Origin of the sequence: Maribacter sp. 1_2014MBL_MicDiv, from assembly GCF_001865655.1 — a bacterium.
Classification (GTDB): Bacteria; Bacteroidota; Bacteroidia; order Flavobacteriales; family Flavobacteriaceae; genus Maribacter; species Maribacter dokdonensis.
Genome location: NZ_CP011318.1, coordinates 3,921,437 through 3,941,494, shown reverse-complemented (window position 1 = coordinate 3,941,494; position 20,058 = coordinate 3,921,437). Strand labels below are relative to the sequence as shown.

General features: G+C 35.3%; 16 protein-coding genes. 12 read left to right on the top strand and 4 right to left on the bottom strand.

Annotated elements, in window-relative coordinates:
- Positions 1–7: 7 nt before the first annotated feature.
- Positions 8–1,159, bottom strand: a complete 1,152-nt coding sequence (locus YQ22_RS16565) for a trans-sulfuration enzyme family protein (RefSeq protein WP_071342079.1) — start codon at positions 1,157–1,159, stop codon at positions 8–10.
- A 301-nt stretch (positions 1,160–1,460) separates the two neighbouring features.
- Between YQ22_RS16565 and YQ22_RS16560 the strand changes: the two genes are divergently transcribed.
- Positions 1,461–2,732 carry a M14 family metallopeptidase gene (locus YQ22_RS16560; protein WP_071342078.1) on the top strand — a complete coding sequence of 424 codons (1,272 nt, stop codon included), beginning with the start codon at positions 1,461–1,463 and terminating at the stop codon, positions 2,730–2,732.
- 75 nt (positions 2,733–2,807) lie between these two features.
- On the opposite strand, the gene ccsA is transcribed toward YQ22_RS16560, so the two are convergent.
- A complete protein-coding gene (gene ccsA / locus YQ22_RS16555) occupies positions 2,808–5,987 on the bottom strand; it encodes a cytochrome c biogenesis protein (RefSeq protein ID WP_071342077.1) in 3,180 nt (1,059 codons plus the stop codon).
- A gap of 138 nt (positions 5,988–6,125) precedes the next feature.
- Here ccsA and YQ22_RS16550 point away from each other — a divergent pair, with 138 nt between their 5' ends.
- The 8 genes from YQ22_RS16550 (at position 6,126) to galK (ending at position 15,172) form a co-directional block, all read left to right on the top strand.
- A complete protein-coding gene (locus YQ22_RS16550; RefSeq protein ID WP_071342076.1) occupies positions 6,126–6,890 on the top strand; it encodes a Rossmann-like and DUF2520 domain-containing protein in 765 nt (254 codons plus the stop codon).
- Entirely contained in the window at positions 6,874–7,401 is a 528-nt protein-coding gene (locus YQ22_RS16545) for a KdsC family phosphatase (protein ID WP_058102563.1), read from the top strand. The genes YQ22_RS16550 and YQ22_RS16545 overlap by 17 nt, the downstream gene beginning before the upstream one ends.
- Positions 7,402–7,404: 3 nt before the next feature.
- Positions 7,405–7,992: a Maf family nucleotide pyrophosphatase gene (locus YQ22_RS16540; protein WP_071342075.1), complete on the top strand. Its 588-nt coding sequence runs from the start codon at positions 7,405–7,407 to the stop codon at positions 7,990–7,992.
- A gap of 12 nt (positions 7,993–8,004) precedes the next feature.
- On the top strand, positions 8,005–8,961 hold the full coding sequence (locus YQ22_RS16535) for a septum formation inhibitor Maf (protein ID WP_071342074.1): 957 nt from the start codon (positions 8,005–8,007) through the stop codon (positions 8,959–8,961).
- A gap of 3 nt (positions 8,962–8,964) precedes the next feature.
- Complete coding sequence (locus YQ22_RS16530; protein WP_071342073.1) at positions 8,965–9,570, top strand: mechanosensitive ion channel domain-containing protein; 606 nt, start codon at positions 8,965–8,967, stop codon at positions 9,568–9,570.
- A 52-nt stretch (positions 9,571–9,622) separates the two neighbouring features.
- The gene (locus tag YQ22_RS16525; RefSeq protein WP_071342072.1) at positions 9,623–12,154 is read left to right on the top strand and encodes a PIG-L family deacetylase; all 2,532 of its coding nucleotides are present in this window, start codon (positions 9,623–9,625) and stop codon (positions 12,152–12,154) included.
- 111 nt (positions 12,155–12,265) lie between these two features.
- The gene (locus YQ22_RS16520) at positions 12,266–13,996 is read left to right on the top strand and encodes a sodium:solute symporter (protein WP_071342071.1); all 1,731 of its coding nucleotides are present in this window, start codon (positions 12,266–12,268) and stop codon (positions 13,994–13,996) included.
- A gap of 18 nt (positions 13,997–14,014) precedes the next feature.
- Positions 14,015–15,172 (top strand): galactokinase, encoded by a 1,158-nt coding sequence (gene galK / locus YQ22_RS16515; protein ID WP_071342070.1) that lies wholly within the window; start codon positions 14,015–14,017, stop codon positions 15,170–15,172.
- A 70-nt stretch (positions 15,173–15,242) separates the two neighbouring features.
- Here the strand turns inward: galK and YQ22_RS16510 are convergent, their stop codons facing one another.
- Positions 15,243–16,088, bottom strand: coding sequence for a DUF2911 domain-containing protein (locus tag YQ22_RS16510; protein WP_071342069.1), 846 nt, complete (start codon positions 16,086–16,088; stop codon positions 15,243–15,245).
- Positions 16,089–16,178: 90 nt separating this feature from the next.
- The gene (locus YQ22_RS16505) at positions 16,179–17,387 is read right to left on the bottom strand and encodes a hypothetical protein (RefSeq protein WP_071342068.1); all 1,209 of its coding nucleotides are present in this window, start codon (positions 17,385–17,387) and stop codon (positions 16,179–16,181) included.
- 170 nt (positions 17,388–17,557) lie between these two features.
- Between YQ22_RS16505 and YQ22_RS16500 the strand changes: the two genes are divergently transcribed.
- From YQ22_RS16500 to YQ22_RS16490, 3 genes are read left to right on the top strand one after another with little or no spacing between them, the layout of a single operon-like run.
- Positions 17,558–18,055 carry an SRPBCC family protein gene (locus YQ22_RS16500; protein ID WP_071342067.1) on the top strand — a complete coding sequence of 166 codons (498 nt, stop codon included), beginning with the start codon at positions 17,558–17,560 and terminating at the stop codon, positions 18,053–18,055.
- Entirely contained in the window at positions 18,056–18,745 is a 690-nt protein-coding gene (locus YQ22_RS16495) for an SDR family NAD(P)-dependent oxidoreductase (protein WP_071342066.1), read from the top strand.
- Positions 18,746–20,056 carry a cryptochrome/photolyase family protein gene (locus tag YQ22_RS16490; protein WP_071342065.1) on the top strand — a complete coding sequence of 437 codons (1,311 nt, stop codon included), beginning with the start codon at positions 18,746–18,748 and terminating at the stop codon, positions 20,054–20,056.
- Positions 20,057–20,058 lie beyond the last annotated feature (2 nt).

Here is a 20,058-nt window from a genome sequence, read left to right as displayed (position 1 = left end):
TATTAATTTATTTAATGGAATTCAATGCTTGTTGAATGTCGTTCTTTAAGTCTTCTATTTCCTCAATTCCTAACGAAAAACGAATTAATCCGTCAGAAATACCTTGTTCAGCCCTTACTTCTGCACTCATTAAGGCGTGTGATGTTTGTGTTGGGGATAACACAGTACTTTCTACACCTGCCAAACTCATTGATGGTTTTATTAGGCTCAAAGCTTTTTGGAACTTTGAAGAATCTAATTTTTCATTCAATTCAAATGATAACATACCACCATATCCTTTCATTTGTTTTTTGGCAATATCGTGATCTATATGTGTTGGTAAACCAGGATAATATACTTTTTCAACCTCTTCCAATCCGTCTAAAAAAATTGCCATTGCCAAAGCATTTTCATTTTGCGCTTTAACGCGTATGCCCATGGTTTTCATACTTCTTTCTAGCAACCATACCGTATAATCACTTAAACTTCCTCCAAAATTCTTCGCCAATTGAAAAATGCGGTCCATATTTTCTGTTGTTGAGGCGACTGCACCTGCACAAATATCCGAATGCCCACCCATATATTTGGTTGCACTATGAATTACGATATCAATTCCAAAATCAATAGGGTTTTGATTTACCGGACTAGCAAAAGTATTATCTATCATGGTTATTAAACCGTGTTTTTTAGCCAGGGCCCCTATTGCCTTTAAATCTGTTATGGTCAATAAAGGATTAGATGGCGTTTCTATATAAATAACTTTGGTATTTGCTTTTATTTCTGCCTCAAAAGCATCGGCGTTCCATCCTGATGTAAAAGAGTATTCAATACCGTATTTAGAAAACTCCTCGTTAATTAAATTATACGTTCCCCCATAAAGCGTCTGTTGTAGCACTACATGATCACCAGCACCCAAAAACGCTAATAAAGAGGTGCTTACAGCTGCCATTCCACTACCAAATATCAATGCAGATTCTGCATGCTCCAACGCTGCGATCTTTTTACAAAGACCTTCTTGGTTGGGTGTATTAAAATATCTTGGATAGCGTTTTACATCAACATCTTCATAGGCGTAAGAAGTACTCATATATAGTGGAGAAACTGCGCCTTTGTGCTGCTTATCTTCTAATTCACCCACATGGGTACAAATAGTATTTAATCCTTTTATCTTCGAATTCATATGCAAAAATTATAAAAAATAAAGGTAAGGAAATTGAACGTAATGACACCCTTAACTCATACCCTACCTGATTAGATAAAACAAAAAACCAAGCAACATTATTCGCCCGTTACAATCATTCATCAACAACTTATATTCATTAAAATTTAATAGAGTGATGTTAGTATTAAGAATTATTGAAAAGTTGTAATTAAACTGTAATTCATGAGTTCATTTTTCTTTTTTGTTGATAGATTTATAATGAATAATGTAGGTTAGTCTTCAAAATAAATAGACTAGGTTTAAAGAATACCAAAGAATTATGAAAAAAACGATAATTACCGTAGTGATCTGTATGTTGATTTTATCTTGTAAAAATCAAGAACCTATTGCTAGGGGATATCAAGGACAAGGTAAAAGTGCAGTGGTATCTACCCTATCCAAACCAGTACAAAAGCAATGGAAAGGCGTATGGACCTTTGATAATGAAACTGTATTCTTTAGCAATGACTTTGAAAGCGGAAGATTAAACGGAGTTGTTTTTGATGGCAACGATCACTACACCACTTTGATTACTGCGGAGAATACTCCTGTTAATGTGAGCCCGTGGTATGCATTTAAAGTGTGGTCTAACACTCCAAAGACAATAACCATAAAAATGACCTATCAAGATTCACGTAGTAGATACTACCCTAAAATTAGTACAGATGGATTGCATTTTACACCATTGGACAGTACCAATTTTACCAGTATCAACCAAGGTTCTGGCTCATTTGGTATAAAGGCAGTACCGGAAATGGTAGAGATAAAAGTAAATATAGACAAATCCCCTACTTATATCACAGCACAAGAACTTTACGGATCCACTAGGGTAAAAAATTGGATTGATTCATTAGCTACCAAAGACTTTATTTCAACCTACGAAATTGGCAAAAGTAAAGAACAAAGAGCAATGAATTTAATGGAAGTGAGCACTGGGGACCACAAAAAAGCCGTTATGGTCATTTCTAGACAACATCCGCCAGAGGTTACCGGTTTTCTTGCCATGAAATCATTTATTGAAACTTTGAGTGGAGATTCACCAAAGGCTCAAAAATTTAGAGATAACTATGACTTGTTCGTAGTTCCGTTAATGAATCCTGATGGGGTAGACAATGGGCATTGGAGACACAATATGGGCGGAATTGATTTAAACCGAGATTGGCAAGATTTCAATCAACCCGAAACACAAAGCGTAAGGGACTTTCTTGTAAAAAAGGAATCTGAGAGTTATGAATTTGTTTTTGGGGCAGATTTTCATTCCACTTGGGACGATATTTACTATCCAATAGATTCTACGATTACCGGTGATAAAGGCAAAATTGTATTCGACTGGATAAATAATATAACCAATAGACTACCTCAGAAGCATACCAATATAAAACCATCAACAGAAATAAAACCAACGATGGTATCTAGAAATTACTTTTACGTTAACCACCATATGCCGGCCATAGTTTTTGAGTTAGGCGATAATACGCCTAGAGATTTTTTAAAGGAAAAAGGAAAGGTAGCAGCCGAAGAATTAATGGATTTATTGGATAATAAAGATTAAAATTAACGAGTAACTAAAAACAAAAAGCCTCATGGAAATTTCCATGAGGCTTTTTATACTATATTATACTTATTTTTATTTACTATAATTAACTTTATATCTCCAAAAGCTAATTCCGCCCAGTACTAAAACACCAGCAACTAAATAATATATAAATATTGGCGTAATAACCTGTGCTCCACTTGCATAACTATGTAGACCTACCAGGTAAAAATTTACACCAAAATATGTCATCATAATACTACCAAAGGCAACAACGCTCATAAAGTTAAATGTCCATTTACCTCTAAGACCCGGCACTAATCTGGTGTGTATTACAAAGGCGTAGATCATTATGGAAATCAATGCCCAAGTTTCTTTTGGATCCCAACCCCAATAACGCCCCCAACTTTCATTGGCCCATTGACCACCTAAAAAGTTTCCTATGGTAAGCATCACAAGACCTGTGGTTAAGGCAAGTTCATTAATAATGGTCAATTCTTTAATATTGATTGCCATACGTTCTTTATTCTTTTTGGTAGTCAAAATCATTAAGATCAAGGATACCAGACCTAAAATCATACCTACAGTCAAAGGACCATAACTACCCACAATTACCGCAACATGGATCATTAACCAATAACTGTCCAAAACTGGTTGTAAGTTGGCAATAGATGGATCGATCCAACTTTGGTGCGCTATCCACAATAACATTGAAGTAACAAATGCAGATGCTGCAAAAGTCATGTCACTTTTACGACCCAAGGCCCAGCCAATACCCATGGTTGCCCAGGCTACATATAGAATACTTTCATAAGCGTTACTCCAAGGTGCATGCCCAGAGATATACCAACGTAATATTAGACCAGCGGTATGCCAAAGGAACAACAACATGATAGTTCCTTTGAAAAAATAAATTGCCACTCTCCAAATGGAACGATCTTTGAAAATTTGAAATATTAGAACAAAGAACATTAAAAGACCTACTAAGGCATAATATTGGTACAACCTATTAAAAATATTAAGCTTGTTGTAAATTACCTCTGTATCTATCTTCTGTTGAGATGGCAACACCTCACTACCATGGTTTAGCTGATTTTGATGAAATGCAGCCAATAATTTATCAGCAGAAGCATAGTCTCCACTTTGTTGCGCTTTGCCTAGCGTCATTAAATAATAAGGCATTGCATTTTTTACAAAATTCGCGTACAAAGAATCTCTGATCTCATACTGCCCACCCCTATATTCAACAGCGGAAATCCATTTATTATTTTCATCGTCCAACAATGGAAAAATCTTAACAATGTCTTGTCCTAAAGCCTGATTCAATAGACTTAATCGGATATTGGCATCCTTAAAATCTTGTTGAAATTTATTCGGATTGTTGGTAGCGGTAGCTTCTCTTAAAAAAGGTTCTAATTTGTACTGTCCTTTTTTATCAAAGAAATCAGTTGCCTTAACGTATTTCTGACCAGAAGGAATACCTATAATTTTTCTAATACTATCGTTTTGCGATTTCTTATCCAAGGCAATAAATTCGGTATTGTACCAAACCGCCGGATTCATCATCATTGAAAGTAAAATTTGATCGGAAGTATACCCTAAGTAAGAATCTTTTAAGCTTAGCTTACGAAGAAGTTCAGATGAAAATGTATTGATAGGCTTCATACGCCCACCTTCATCTTGTATTACCAATTTACCAAACTTATCGGCATGGGCTTTACTGACCATACTAGCTTCAAGCAAAGAATCGATCTGCATTTTGCTTGGCGCCTGTTGGTGACCCTCTTCTGGTGTATGTTGTTCTTGGGCAAAAGAAGAAAAAGAGAATGCCATTAAAAGGGTAACAACACCAAACATTTTTTTCTTTTTAATTTTAAGCTTATCCAAAGAATCTGCTAAATCTTGAAAACGAGTTTTACCAAAGAACATAATTCCCATTAATCCAATATACAAAAGAAAATAACCAATGTAGGTGATCCAAGTTCCCCAAAAGTCATGATTTACAGATAATGTAGTCCCTTTTTCATCAGGATCAAAACCAGATTGAAAAAAACGATAACCTTCATGGTCCAATACATGGTTCATAAAAATATCGTAATCAAAAGGTCTTTCATCTTCAATAGTCACCCTACTCATAAAAGAGGCATAACCTTTTTCTGTACCAGGATATTTTTCGGCGATAAAATCGTTCAATTTAATACCGAATGGCAACTCATGTACCTTAGATCCATATCTAATGGAAAAATTGAGTCCGCCTACATTAACCTTCTCACTAAAATCAGATGGCCCTTTGCTACCTAGCAATTTTATTTGTTTTGTTTCCCCATTGGCCGATACATCAAAAACAATGGCATCTTGATCCATTTTTGTTTTCTCATCTTCCGGAATTTCAACAATACCATATGAGCCTTGGGTAATAGAATCAGGTATTACAAATTGCATACCTGCCGTATTATACAAAGACCTTAACTGTAAAGGTTGTACACTGTCTTTAACCAAAACCCCTTGAAATTGGTCTGCCATTCGCATAAAATTACCATCAAAAGGAGCATAAATTTGATATAATGAATCGGTCGTCATTATATTGATTGCTCCATCTGTCTTATTATTCAGGGCAAATAACACGTTATGAATACTAGAGACTTTACCATCTTCTAAAAAATGATCATGTCTTTCACCATCGCCAGCTTCAACAATCTTTAAAAACTTAGTTCCTTTTGGGTCCGGTAACAAGCCTTGTTTAGCTCCCTTTATAAATTCAACATAGGAAATTTCAAAATCTTCACCATTGAAATCGGCACTCCATGGTAAGTTAGATTTTATTGCTTCGGGAGTAACGATCAAATCGTCCTCTAAAATTTTTCTTCGAGGTTCACCATCAATTTCACCGTCAACATAAACGGTTAAGTATGTTTTATCTGAGTAGAACACATTCTCTGTATTCCCCTCTCTTATAGGCATCATGCCTTCAAAACTAATGTAACGCGTTACAAAGGCACCAACAATGATCAAGACCCATGACAGGTGCAAAATTAGTACTGGCCACTTTTCCCATCTTAATAAACGGTATCTAGAAATATTACCAATAAAATTGATAACGAAGAACACCATTATAAGCTCAAACCACCAGGTATTATAAATCCAAATTCTAGCAGTTTCTGTACTATACCAGCTTTCAATAAAGGTACCGAACGCCATAGCCGTGGCAAAAACAATAAACAAAATGGACATTAAACGCGTAGAGAAGAATATTTTCTTGAACATTTCCGTCATGGAAGATAGGAGTTGATTTTCAAGTTGCAAAAATAAGGCCTTTTCACCATTTACGAATGACTTTTACCACTTTATAACGCCTTTGAAACTGTTAATTTTAATACAACAATAGATCTATAAACTTTGTACTTTTGCGCCATGATATCCGTAATAATAGTTGGCACCGGTAATGTAGCGCAAAATCTTTATTATGCCCTACAACAAACCGATGGTGTTAATATTAAACAAGTAGTAGGTAGAAACAGCACTCACTTAGAATTTGTAAAAGATAAACTATTGGTGAATACGGACTTTACCAATATACCAAATGCGGATATTTACCTTTTAGCAATTTCCGATGATGCTATTGGTGTAGTAACAAGCTTTTTCAAGGATAAAAACGGACTCGTTGCCCATACCTCTGGAGCCACTTCCATTGCTGTTTTGAACGGGGTAAAAAGACCTGGCATATTTTATCCTTTACAAACCTTCACAAAAGGCAAAATAGTTCCATTCGCTTCTATACCTATCTGCATAGAAGCAGCTATAAAAACCGATATGGAATTATTGACCGATCTTGGCAATACTTTAAGCAATACCGTTGTCGAAATAAATTCTGAACAACGAAAAACACTACACGTTGCTGCCGTTTTCGTAAATAATTTCACCAATTATCTCTATACCTTAGGAGCTGAAATTTGTGAAGAACATCAAATTGATTTTAACCTTCTAAAACCATTAATCACAGAAACTGCCATTAAATTAAAGGATTTATCTCCTTTACAAGCACAGACAGGACCTGCCAAAAGAGGTGATCAAAAAACATTACACAACCATTTACAACTATTAAAAGATAAACACCAAAGGGAATTGTACACCCTTTTAAGCAATGCAATTAAAGAAAAACATGGAAAAGAGCTATAAAGAGTATTTAAAAGATATAACAACATTTATTTTCGATGTCGATGGTGTATTCACGGACGGCAGCCTGATGATTACCAGCAATGGAGAATTATTACGCAATATGAGTGTAAAAGACGGGTATGCTCTTAAAGTTGCCTTGAGCAAAGGCTATAACGTTTGTATTATTACTGGCGGCACCAATGAAGGTGTACGTACTAGACTAAGAGGTTTAGGAGTTACGGATATTTATATGGGCGCACATTATAAAATGGATGCTTTAGATGAGTATATGGACATATACCATATAGAAGCAGAAAATATTTTATATATGGGAGATGACATACCAGATATTCCACCCATGAAAGCTGTTGCACTACCCACCTGCCCGCAAAACGCCGTAGCAGAAGTAAAGAATGTAAGCAAATACATATCTCACAAAAATGGTGGACATGGTTGCGTAAGAGATGTTATTGAGCAAGTTTTAAAAGTACGTGGCGATTGGACCAATCATTTTAGCGCAGCAAACGATTAGATCATGCTGAAACAAAAGTTAAAAGATTATCGCTTAATATTAGCATCAGGCTCCCCAAGAAGACATCAATTTTTCAAGGATATGGAGCTTGATTTTGAAGTACAGATAAAATCTATTGATGAAGTGTATCCATCAGAATTACAGGGCGCAGAAATCTCGGATTATTTGGCTAAATTAAAAGCCAGTGCTTTCAAAGATGAGCTTCAATCTGAAGATATTTTGATAACGTCTGATACGGTGGTTTGGCACAAGAATGAGTCTTTGGCAAAAGCAGCAAATGATACTGAAGCCAAAGAAATGCTAAGCAAGCTCTCCGGAGATTGGCATCAAGTTATTTCTTCTGTATGTTTTACCACAGTTGAACGACAAATTGTACAAAATTCGATTACCGAAGTCAAGTTCAAGCATTTATCCAAATCCGAGATTCATCATTATATTGAAAAATATAAACCATTTGATAAAGCAGGCGCGTACGGAATTCAAGAATGGATAGGGCTAATAGGTATTGAGGAAATCAAAGGCTCATACACTAGTGTCGTTGGCCTGCCCACCCAACTGGTTTATGACACATTATCAAAATTGGTAACATAAAAAACTATCACCATGAAAAGTATAAAGCAATTAAAACCAACCACATTTTTTTACAGTATTTTCGGAGTCCTTTTAATTTTTTCCAGCTGCAAAGAAAAATCGGAAAAGAATAGCGATACTATAGCCATGGCAACAACTACACCCGCTGTAGAAGTAACTAAAAAACAGTTATCCGAAGAATTTAAAAAATACTGGTATAATGGTACGGCTGAAATTACATCTTATAAACTAGAACAGGCAAGATATGGTGAGATCAGGGAAGGTAGCGCAGTAATGATCTATGTAACCGAACCATTTCTACCAGAACAACAAGTTAAAGCTGACAATAGCCATAAAACCAACATTCCGGTTCTTAAGTTAAATTCCACAAAAAATTATATTACCGGAATTTACCCCTACTCTATAATGACCAGTAGTTTCTATCCTGTACATGATAACCAACATGCCATAAAAGTATCTTTCTCATCACAAGAATGGTGCGGACATGTTTATGCACAATTGAACAATAGAGACGATTTTGAAATTACCAGTCATTCTTATTTTGAATCTGAAGGCGACCAAGATTATAGTATAGAAAAAGCCATTCTTGAAAATGAAATTTGGAACAAAGTAAGAATAGACCCAAAAAATTTACCAATTGGTGAAGTTTCTATAGTTCCTTCTCTTGAATTTATAAGGTTAACCCACAAAGAATTAAAAGCGTATAATGCAATTACCTCTTTAGCCACAAAAGGTAATACCAATACATATACTATTAACTATCCAGAACTTGAGCGCACTTTAAAAATCAACTTTGAAAACGAATTTCCATATCTAATAGAAAGTTGGACAGACACCTTTCATGACGGATTTGGTGACAACAAAAAAGTACTGACTTCTAAAGCAACAAGAATTAACAGGATTACAACACCCTATTGGCAACAAAAATCGAATAAGGATTTATCTTTGCGCGATAGTTTAGGGTTATAGCATATGAAAGAATTTATTAATGAGCATTACAATGAACTAATTTATAGTCTCATTGTACTTTTAGTCATCTTAATTTTAAAATTCCTTTTTACTACTGCGGTAAGAAAAGTGAGTAAAATCAGTGATTTTAATCCTGTAAGAACCAACCTGATCATTAAATTCATAAATATTGCATTGACCATCATTGCAATAGTAGCACTTACTTTTGTTTGGAGCGTAAACTATCAAGATCTAGGTGTAATGCTATCTTCAGTATTTGCAGTAATTGGTGTTGCATTATTCGCGCAATGGTCTATACTGAGCAATATAACCGCTGGAGTAATCATTTTCTTCTCCTTTCCATTTAAAATTGGTAACACCATTCGCATTTTAGACAAAGAACTTCTAGACCCTGACAATGCTGATCTAGATAAATTTGTAATAGAGGATATTAGGGCTTTTCACTTACATTTAAGAAGAAGTAACGGTGAGATACTGACCTACCCCAATAACCTGGTACTTCAAAAAGGTGTAATTCTTATTTCTACCTATCAACAGGGAGAGTTTTTGAATATGGAAGAAGAGGAAGGCAGATCAAATGATTTTGTTAAAGAAGTCGTAAAATCATAAGCTTAGGTACTAATCTTATTATATTTGAAATTACTACCAAAACCAACTGAAAATGCGATATTTGTTAGGGTTCGTTACCTGCAGTCTATTAGTACTCGGCACCCTGAAAGCCCAAACCCCTAAAAACAGTTCAGCAACAGATACTTACCACTCCATTGAAAAACTCAATTTTCTTGGTACCGCCCTATTTATTGCTGCTCATCCCGATGATGAAAACACTCGTTTAATAGCTTATTTAGCTAATAACGTAAAAGCTAGAACAGCATATTTGTCATTGACCAGAGGAGATGGCGGTCAAAATCTTATTGGACCAGAACTACGTGAACTTTTGGGAGTATTGAGAACGCAAGAACTACTTGCGGCCAGAAGAGTAGATGGCGGAGAACAGTTTTTTAGTAGAGCAAATGATTTTGGCTATTCAAAACAACCCGGTGAAACATTAGAAATCTGGAACAAAGAAGCTATACTAGGTGATGTCGTTAGAACTATTAGAACGTTTAAGCCAGATGTAATTATCAATAGGTTTGATCATAGAACACCTGGAACCACACATGGACACCATACATCATCTGCCATGTTAAGTTTTGAAGCTTTTGATCTGGCAAATGATGCAAACGCATACCCAGAGCAGTTAAAAATGACCGATACTTGGCAGCCAAAAAGATTATTTTTTAATACATCATGGTGGTTCTACGGTAGTCAAGAAAAATTTAAGGCTGCAGATAAAACCAATTTACTACATATGGATGTTGGCACCTACTACCCAATGTTAGGCAAATCTAATAATGAAATAGCTTCGTTGGCAAGTAGTCAACATCTTTGCCAAGGGTTTGGTAGATTAAGCACAAGAGGTTCAGAAGATGAATACATTGAATTATTGAAAGGTGATTTGCCCAAAGATAAATCCAATTTATTCGATGGCATTGATACCACTTGGAAAAGAGTTGATGGTGGTGAACAAATAGGTGATATCCTTTATAAGGTACAAGAGAATTTCAATTTCAAAGACCCCACTGTTCATATTCCGGAATTACTTAAAGCATACAATTTATTACAAGGAATTTCTGATGTACACTGGAAAGAACTAAAAACCAAAGAATTAACCGCTATAATTTTCGCCATATTAGGATTGCATTTAGAGGCGTTTACCCAGACCGCTTATACCAACCCTGGACAAAAAGTTGAAGTTAATGTGCAGGCACTGAATAGAAGTGATATTGACATAAAATTAAAGTCGGTCTTTATAAGCGATCAAAAAGTAGCTATTGATAACGAAGCTTTAAAGAATAATAACCTTGTTACCAAAAAAGTGGACCTGAACATACCTTCTGCAACAGATTACACCAGCCCTTATTGGTTAATTGAGAAAGGTACTTTAGGTACGTACAAGGTTTCTAATACCGATTTAATTGGCAAACCAGAAACGCCAAGAGCATTTTATGCAAAATTCCTAGTGAACATAAATGGCACTTTAATACCAATAACAAGACCTGTTGTTTATAAATATGCCAAACCCGATAAAGGTGAAATTTATCAACCTTTTGAAATTGTACCGGAAGCCACTGCAAGCTTTGCCGATAAAGTACTGATATTTGCGGATGCGTCAAGTAAAAAGGTTCCGGTTACCATAAAAGCACACCAAGACAGCATTTCAGGAACTATAGCATTGGAATACGGTAGAGGATGGAAACTTGATACTGACACACAACCCTTTTCCATTGCCAAAAAAGGTGATGAACAAACGGTGTATTTCACTTTAAGTCCGCCTTCTACTGAAAACGAAAGTAGTATCTCCCCTATCATTAAAGTAAACGGAAAAGAGATTACAAAGGAATTGGTCACCATTGCATACGACCATGTTCCTACCCAAACGGTTCTTCTACCTTCCGAGGCAAAAGTGGTACGCCTGAACATACAAAAAGCCGGTGAAAATATTGGTTACATTATGGGTGCAGGCGATGAAGTACCTACAAGTTTAGAACAAATTGGCTACAATGTTCAACTTATTGACCCATCAACCATTACAAAAGAATCTTTAAATAAATATGACGCTATAGTACTTGGTATCAGAGCCTATAATGTTGTAGATGAACTTAAATTTAAACAACGGTTTATTTTAGATTATGCCAAGAACGGTGGTACGGTAATTGTGCAGTATAACACAGCAAGTAGATGGGGCGCACAATTTGAAAATATTGCACCGTATGATATTGAAATTTCAAGAGATAGGGTAACCAATGAAAATTCTGAGGTCAACATTATAGCTAAAGATCATTCTTTGGTTCACTTTCCAAATGAGATTGATGAAAACGATTTTAACGGCTGGGTACAAGAAAGAGGTTTATATTTTCCCAATAAATGGAGTAAAGAGTTTACACCAATACTTGAAATGCACGATGAAGGCGAAGAAGCTTCAAAAGGTAGTCTACTGATTTCATCATATGGAAAGGGATATTATATTTATACTGGACTTAGCTTTTTTAGAGAATTACCCGTAGGTGTACCAGGTGCGTATAAATTATTTTCTAATATGCTATCCGTAGGAAAAGAGAAATTAGAAACGAAAGTGAAAATTAAAGGATGAGTAAAGATCGAAATGAAAATACCACCTGGAAAAAAGAATACACTATTGTTTTAGTGTTAAACCTTATTTATGTACTTGTTTTCTATTACGTAATGACGTCATTCAATTAATATGGAAGGATTAGATTGGATAATTCTTGCCGGCACCCTTCTATTCATCGTGATATATGGTGTATGGAAAACCAAAGGAAGCCAGAATGTTAATGATTACGTACGTGGCGGAAACGACTCTAAATGGTGGACCATAGGTTTATCTGTTATGGCAACGCAAGCAAGTGCCATAACATTTCTTTCAACACCAGGTCAAGCCTTTCACGACGGAATGGGGTTTGTGCAATTCTATTTTGGATTGCCCTTTGCCATGATTATTATTTGCTTAGTTTTTGTGCCTCTTTACCATAAGATGAAGGTGTATACCGCCTATGAATTTTTAGAAGGTCGGTTCGATCTAAAGACTAGGTCACTAGCCGCGGTTTTATTCTTAATTCAACGAGGTTTAGCAGCAGGTATTACCATATTTGCACCTTCAATTATTTTATCGGCTGTTTTAGGTTGGGACCTAAGAACCTTGAACATTATTATTGGAACCCTGGTAATTATCTACACCGTATCTGGTGGCACTAATGCCGTTAGTGTTACGCAAAAACAGCAGATGTTCATAATTATGACCGGTATGTTCATCACTTTCTTTTTTATATTGGGCTACTTACCTACCGATATTACATTTAGCAAAGCAATGAAAATTGCAGGTGCCAGCAACAAACTTGAAATTTTGAATTTTGATCTGGATACCTCTAGTAGATATACTTTTTGGAGCGGGATCACAGGCGGACTCTTTCTTTTTCTAGCATATTTTGGCACGGACCAAAGTCAGGTTCAACGATATCTTTCAGGTAAATCCATAAGAGAAAGTCAGTTAGGACTTGTGTTCAATGCCATTTTCAAAATACCCATGCAATTCTTTATTTTATTGGTAGGTGTAATGGTTTTTGTCTTCTACCAATACAATCCGTCTCCTTTAAATTTCAACCCTTCTGCAACCCAAGCGGTTATGGAATCTGAATATGCTGAAGATTACAAACTACTGCAAGAAGGACAAATAGCTTTAGAAGCAGAAAAAAGAATAGCCCAAAACAAGTTTTCCGCTGCATTGGAAATAAAAGAATATTCCGCCGTTGAAGAAGCTAAAAAGCAGATTATTCGCATAAACCAAAAAGACAGTACTAATAGAATAGCCGCAAAATCACTTATAAGTCAAGCTAATGATGTTGTAGAAACCAATGACAAAGATTATGTTTTTATACACTTTATCCTTAACAACCTACCCACTGGTCTTGTGGGGTTATTGCTAGCTGTAATACTGTCTGCCGCAATGTCGTCCACTGCATCGGAATTAAATGCTTTAGGGACCATTACGGCTTTAGATTTATATAAGAGAAATAGAAGTTCGGAACAACTAACCGATGCCCACTACGTCAAAGCTTCTAAATTTTTCACTCTAATTTGGGGTATTGTCGCTATTTTGATTGCATGTATTGCCAATCTTTTCGATAATCTTATACAGTTGGTAAATATTATTGGTAGTATCTTTTATGGAAATGTTTTAGGAATTTTTCTAATTGCATTTTTCTTCAAATTCATTAAAGGTAACGCTGTGTTTTTTGCGGCTGTGGTAACCCAAATTATTATCTGTATTATTTATTATTACCTAATTCATATTTACCCGTCCGGACAAGAAAAATTAGGCTATTTATGGCTAAACTTCTGTGGAGCAGCATTGGTTATTGTAATATCTTTTATATTTGAAGCTTTTGACCGAATGTTAAAGAAGCCATTAACTTAAGAACAATACAACTGCTTAATGATACATAATAAAGTTAAGTCCTATTTTGAAGAAAATTATCTTAAAAATCCCATTCTAATAAAGGCACCTGGGCGCATCAATTTAATTGGTGAGCATACAGATTATAACCAAGGCTTAGTGCTACCCGCCTCTATTGAAAAAGGTATATATTTTGCAGTTTCCGGTAATGAAGAAAACAATATTCAGATAGAATCGTTTTTGACCCAACCGGAGAAAATAGTTTTTCAATTAAATGGTGAGCACAAAGTATTTGAATCTTTTTGGGGAAATTACTTTAAAGCAATCATTGAAATTTTAATAGCCAAAAACTACCCTTTAAAAGGAATGAATTGTGTTTTTGGCGGAGATATACCAATTGGATCAGGTCTGTCCTCCTCTGCTGCACTATGCTGTGGATTTATTTACGCCATTACGCAAGTATCTGACAAAGAAATTTCAAGGGAAGATATTGCACTAATCGCACAAGAAGCAGAACATAAGATTGGATTAAATTGTGGGCTAATGGATCAATATGCCGTGCTTTTCGGTAAAAAAGGAAATGCATTTTTTTTAGATTGCAATGATCTAAGCCATAAGTATATTCCAATTAATTTAGATGGTTATAGTTGGGTCTTGATCAACTCTAACATCAAACATAATTTAGCTGTTGATTCTGAATACAATAAAAGACGCGTATCATGTGAGAACATTGTTAAGCAAGTTCAAGCCTATAGACCCCAAGTAAAATCTTTAAGGGATATAAGCAAGGATGATCTGGTGAAGGTAAAAAATAAGGTAAATGAGATTGATATTCAACGGGCAAAGTATATCATAGAAGAAAATGAACGTGTATTGCAAATGATGCAAGAATTAACTGCTGGTGATGCCATTGCTGTCGGTAATGTTTTAAAAGATGGTCATTGGGCCATGTCAACCGAATATGAAATTACTACCAGCGAATTAGACCACTTGGTAAAAATCGGTGAGGAACTAGATGGGGTACTTGGCTCTAGAATGATGGGTGGCGGTTTTGGTGGCTGTACCATAAACCTTATAGAAACAAAATCTTTAGATGAAAGTATAAAGGATTTGCTTAGGTCTTATAAAAACAAAACTGGTATAGATGCTGAATATTACCATTTGGCCATAGATGATGGTGTTAAGGTATTTGACTAGAACGACAATAATTTCCATAAAAAAAGTCCGTGCTAAACACGGACTTTATACATTTTAGAAATTGTAGTAATTACTTAGAACTCCACTCTTTTATAGAATCATTGTTCATTTTAATGTAATCATTGTTTCCGGCTGCAGTTGCACCCTCCAAAGATTTTTTTGCAGCCTCAATAGCCCCTTTCTTATCTCCTGCCTTAGCCAAAATTAAAGACTGTTGTCTTAGTTGCCAAAATGCAGGTTTCTCTGTCATGGACATTGCTTTGTCCATCCATTCTTTTGCTTTTTTAACATCCTTTCCTTCGCTTGAATAGTAAACAGCGGCAGCATAGTAATCCTCAGCAGTTGGTCCGTTCAAGGCTTTATCAATACTACTCATAACGGCAGCATCGGTAGGAACCGTAAAAGGTATGGCTACATAGGTATTCTCCCAGATTATTCCAATACTAGCACCGTTACTGGTAACATCATCAACGGTGATGGTAAAAGTTTCAACCGGCATTTCAATATTATATACAGGTGTTGTTAATTGTGCAGCAATTTTACTCTCTTCCCATTTACTAGGTGTTCCACCACCAACAATATCAGTATAAATATAAACTTCCCAATTAGAAGCTCCTGGTTTTGTAAAAATTGAATATGTGCCCGCTTTAACCTCTTTACCTCCAATAGTAACATCGGTATCAAAAGAAACTTTGGTGTATGCATTTGCACCTGTACGCCATAATTTGTCAAAAGGCACCAAATTACCATATACCTTTCTACCTCTCATAGATGGTCTTGAATAATCAATGCTTACTTCTGTAAGTCCAACAGTCTGAATTAATTTCGCTGCAGGACTAGGTGCAGGAGTATTTATTTGAGCCTCAACAGTTAAAGAGGCAACAATGGCCAATAAAAAAAGTACTACTTTGTTCATGATTTTTTGTGTGATTAGTTATAATCACAAAACTAGCTATAAAGAAAGGGTAGAAATGTTAACAAATACTTAAATAGTATACCCTATAGTTTAATAAACAGCAAAGGGAGTAGAAACAACACTGTCTTCTAAAAAAATAGCCATGTAATATATTGAAGATTCCAAATGCTGGATAATGATACCCTTTTTTTCTACATTTTCAGAATTCTGCCAAACCTCTTTACCGGTAACATCATAAATTACTTTCCCGTAAACATTTTTATCGGTAGAAATAGAATAGTAATAATGATCAGAAGAATGGTCCTTGTAAATAATCAATTTTTCATCCTCTACATCTCCGTCATTGTCATCTGGCGGATCTGGATTATCCGGCTCACTTGGATTCTCTGGTTCATCGGGAGTTTCCGGTTCCTCAGGTTCTTCAGAATTAACTAATGGTATTTGAAATGAGAACAACCTTGACGGAGATTCAATAGTGGGAGATTGTCTAGAATAATATTCAGAAGAGAAAAAATAGTTACCAGAAGTTGTTTGTGTTATACCTTCCGTCTGCACAAAATTAAGTCCAAGAGATTCTTGGGTAAATCCTTCAAAAGGCATATCAATTTTTAAATCTTCTACCACACCAACAAAAGGGCTTAAAATTGATGAATAACCAATCAATACCAACCTATTAGCTTCAATATTATGGGTAGCATCGGTTACCAAACCAATATTCTCAATGGCTCCCACGCTAATAGCTACATGATTTCCAGGTAATTTGGAAAATTGATAAGCCTCTGATCCTAGACTTTGCCACTGCTTTGTAAAAACTAGTATATTATCTTCAAGCACTACAAACGCTTCTGCATCCCAATCACTGTTGCCATTATTTTCAAAGTTTTGTTGGTTCTCATAAGAGAAATTAATTATCTCGGCCGTTACAGTATTTGAGCTAGTATATTCATCTTTGGAAATTCTATACACTGCCAAATCTGTTCTTGTACCAACATTGTTACCAAAATCACCTATATAGATATAATCCTCATCTTGAGAAATTGCCTCCCAATCTATATTGGTTACGTTATTGACGGTTACTCTTCTTTGAATGGTTAAAGACAAGGTATCCAATTCATACAAAATTGGTTCATTACCAGAATCATTATGGGTAATTAGGTTTCCGTTGTAATGAATTAGACCAGAAGTTTCAAAAACATCACTTGGCAGTTCACCCACGGTTTGAACATTTTGCTGTGCATTACCAATAGCGTTACAAATGATAGTGAAAGTGACAAACAATAGAAGATTTAAGATTTTCATTGATGCAAAATAAGATAGAATAATGATAATCTGCTGTTTTTAGGCAACCTAAATTTATTTTAATCGATAAAGTTAATTTTTGAACCGATAAAAATGTTAATATTAAATTGTTTAACTATTTTTACAATTAATTAAACAAAGTAACATTTGTTTTATTTTCAATATAGGATATGAAATTATATCAGCTACATTCTAAACAGGCTTTACCTATTACAAGGCACGAAGCTTGGCAATTTTTATCAGACCCTGCAAACTTAAAAGTTATTACCCCAAAACATATGGGTTTCAATATACTTACCGGGGCAGACAGGGAAATGTTTCCCGGTCAGATAATTCAATATAAAGTTTCTCCATTTCCTGGGTTTACCACAAAATGGGTAACAGAGATTACGCATGTGGCGCAGGGAAGCTATTTTGTTGATGAACAAAGGTTTGGACCCTATGCACTTTGGCATCATAAACACTTTATAAAAGAAATTGATGAAGGTGTAGAAATGGAAGATATCATTGACTATAAACTACCATTAGGGATATTAGGTCAGATCGCTCATCCTATTTTAGTAAAAAAACAACTGCAAGAGATATTCAGTTTTCGAGAGCAAAAATTACAAGAACTATTCGGTTCCATAGCAGATATTCCAACACAACTTGAATTTAAATCTTTTTAAATGAAAAATATACTATTGATAGGCGGTTCGTACGGTATTGGGCAGTCTATAATTACAACGTTAAAGGACACACACCATTTATTTGTGGCATCAAGAACAAATGAAAACCTACATCACAAAAATATTACTCATATTCCTTTTGATGTTACGGTAGATGAACTTGATGTTGATATTTTACCTGAAAAATTAGATGGCTTTGTGTATTGCCCAGGTAGCATCAATTTAAAGCCGTTTAAAATGATGTCTTTAGAGACGATAAAAGATGATATGGAACTTAATTTCTTTGCCTTAGTAAAAGTTATGAAACACATTGTCGCTAGAATGAACGAACAATCTAGTATCATTTTTTTCAGTACTATTGCTGTTGGCACAGGAATGCCATATCATACAAGCGTTGCAGCATCTAAAGGAGCAATTGAGGGATTTGCCAAGTCCTTGGCTGCAGAATATGCGCCAAAGATAAGAGTGAATGTTATTGCCCCATCATTAGTAGATACACCTTTGGCAAAAAGACTATTGAACAATGATAAGAAAAGAGTATTAATGAACGAGCGTCACCCTTTAAACAGAATTGGTAATGCAGAGGATATTGCAGAAACCGCAATATTTTTATTAAGTGATAAAAGCGCTTGGATGACTGGACAAATAATTGGAGTTGATGGCGGACTCTCAACATTAAACATACACTAAATGTCACAAGAAGTATCATTATTTTGGTTTAGAAGAGATTTAAGGTTAGATGATAATGTTGGTTTTTTAGAAGCTTTGAAAAGTAATCATCAGGTATTGCCCATTTTCATTTTCGATAAAGAAATACTATCCAAATTGCCAAAAAACGATGCTCGGGTATCCTTTATTCATGATACTCTACAGTGCATGCGTAAGCACCTACAAGAAGAATGTGAAAGCTCTATTGCAATGTATCACAGTTCTCCAATTGATGCCTTTAAAACAATCATTGAAGATTTTAATGTGAAAACCGTATTTACCAATAGGGATTATGAACCTTACGCAAAGAACAGAGATAAGAAAATCTCCGATTTCTTAAAGGAAAATGACATTGAATTTAAGACCTTCAAAGATCAGGTGATTTTTGAAAAATCTGAAATTGTAAAAAGTGATGGTGACCCTTACGTTGTTTACACACCATATAAAAATAAGTGGCAAGAACAGTTTAATGCCAATACAGATTTAGACATTCATTACACCAGCCAATATTTATCAAATTTGATAAAGAACACTAGATTACCGAATTTATCATTAAGCGATATCGGTTTTGAAAAATCTAAAATTGAAGTCCCAGATTATGATGTAACCCCTACCCTAATAGATAATTATGAAGACACTCGTAATTTTCCCGCAAAGGATAAAGGAACATCTAGATTAGGACCTCATTTACGTTTTGGTACCGTATCTGTACGTAAAATGATGAAAAAGGCAATAGCCGAACAAAACAAAGTATTTTGGAGCGAGTTAATTTGGAGAGAGTTTTTTATGTCCATTTTATACCATTATCCTAAAACGGTCACCAATGCTTTTAGAGCCAAGTATGACCGAATAGAATGGCGCAATAATGAAAAAGAATTCGACAAATGGAAAAAAGGCAAGACAGGATATTTGTTGGTCGATGCCGGCATGAGGCAGTTAAATGAAACAGGTTACATGCACAATAGGGTAAGAATGTTAGTTGGTAGTTTTCTATGTAAGCATTTATTGATCGATTGGCGTTGGGGAGAAGCCTATTTTGCAGAAAAATTATTAGACTATGAGATGAGCTCCAACATTGGCAATTGGCAATGGGCAGCGGGCAGTGGTGTAGATGCTGCACCCTACTTTAGAATCTTTAACCCCATGACACAGGTAGATAAATTTGATAAGGACAAAAAATACATAAAGGAATGGATTCCTGAATATGGTACTGAAGATTATCCAGAAAAAATGGTAGATCACAAAATGGCAAGGGAACGCTGCTTAGAAACTTACAAAGAAGCAGTATCATAATT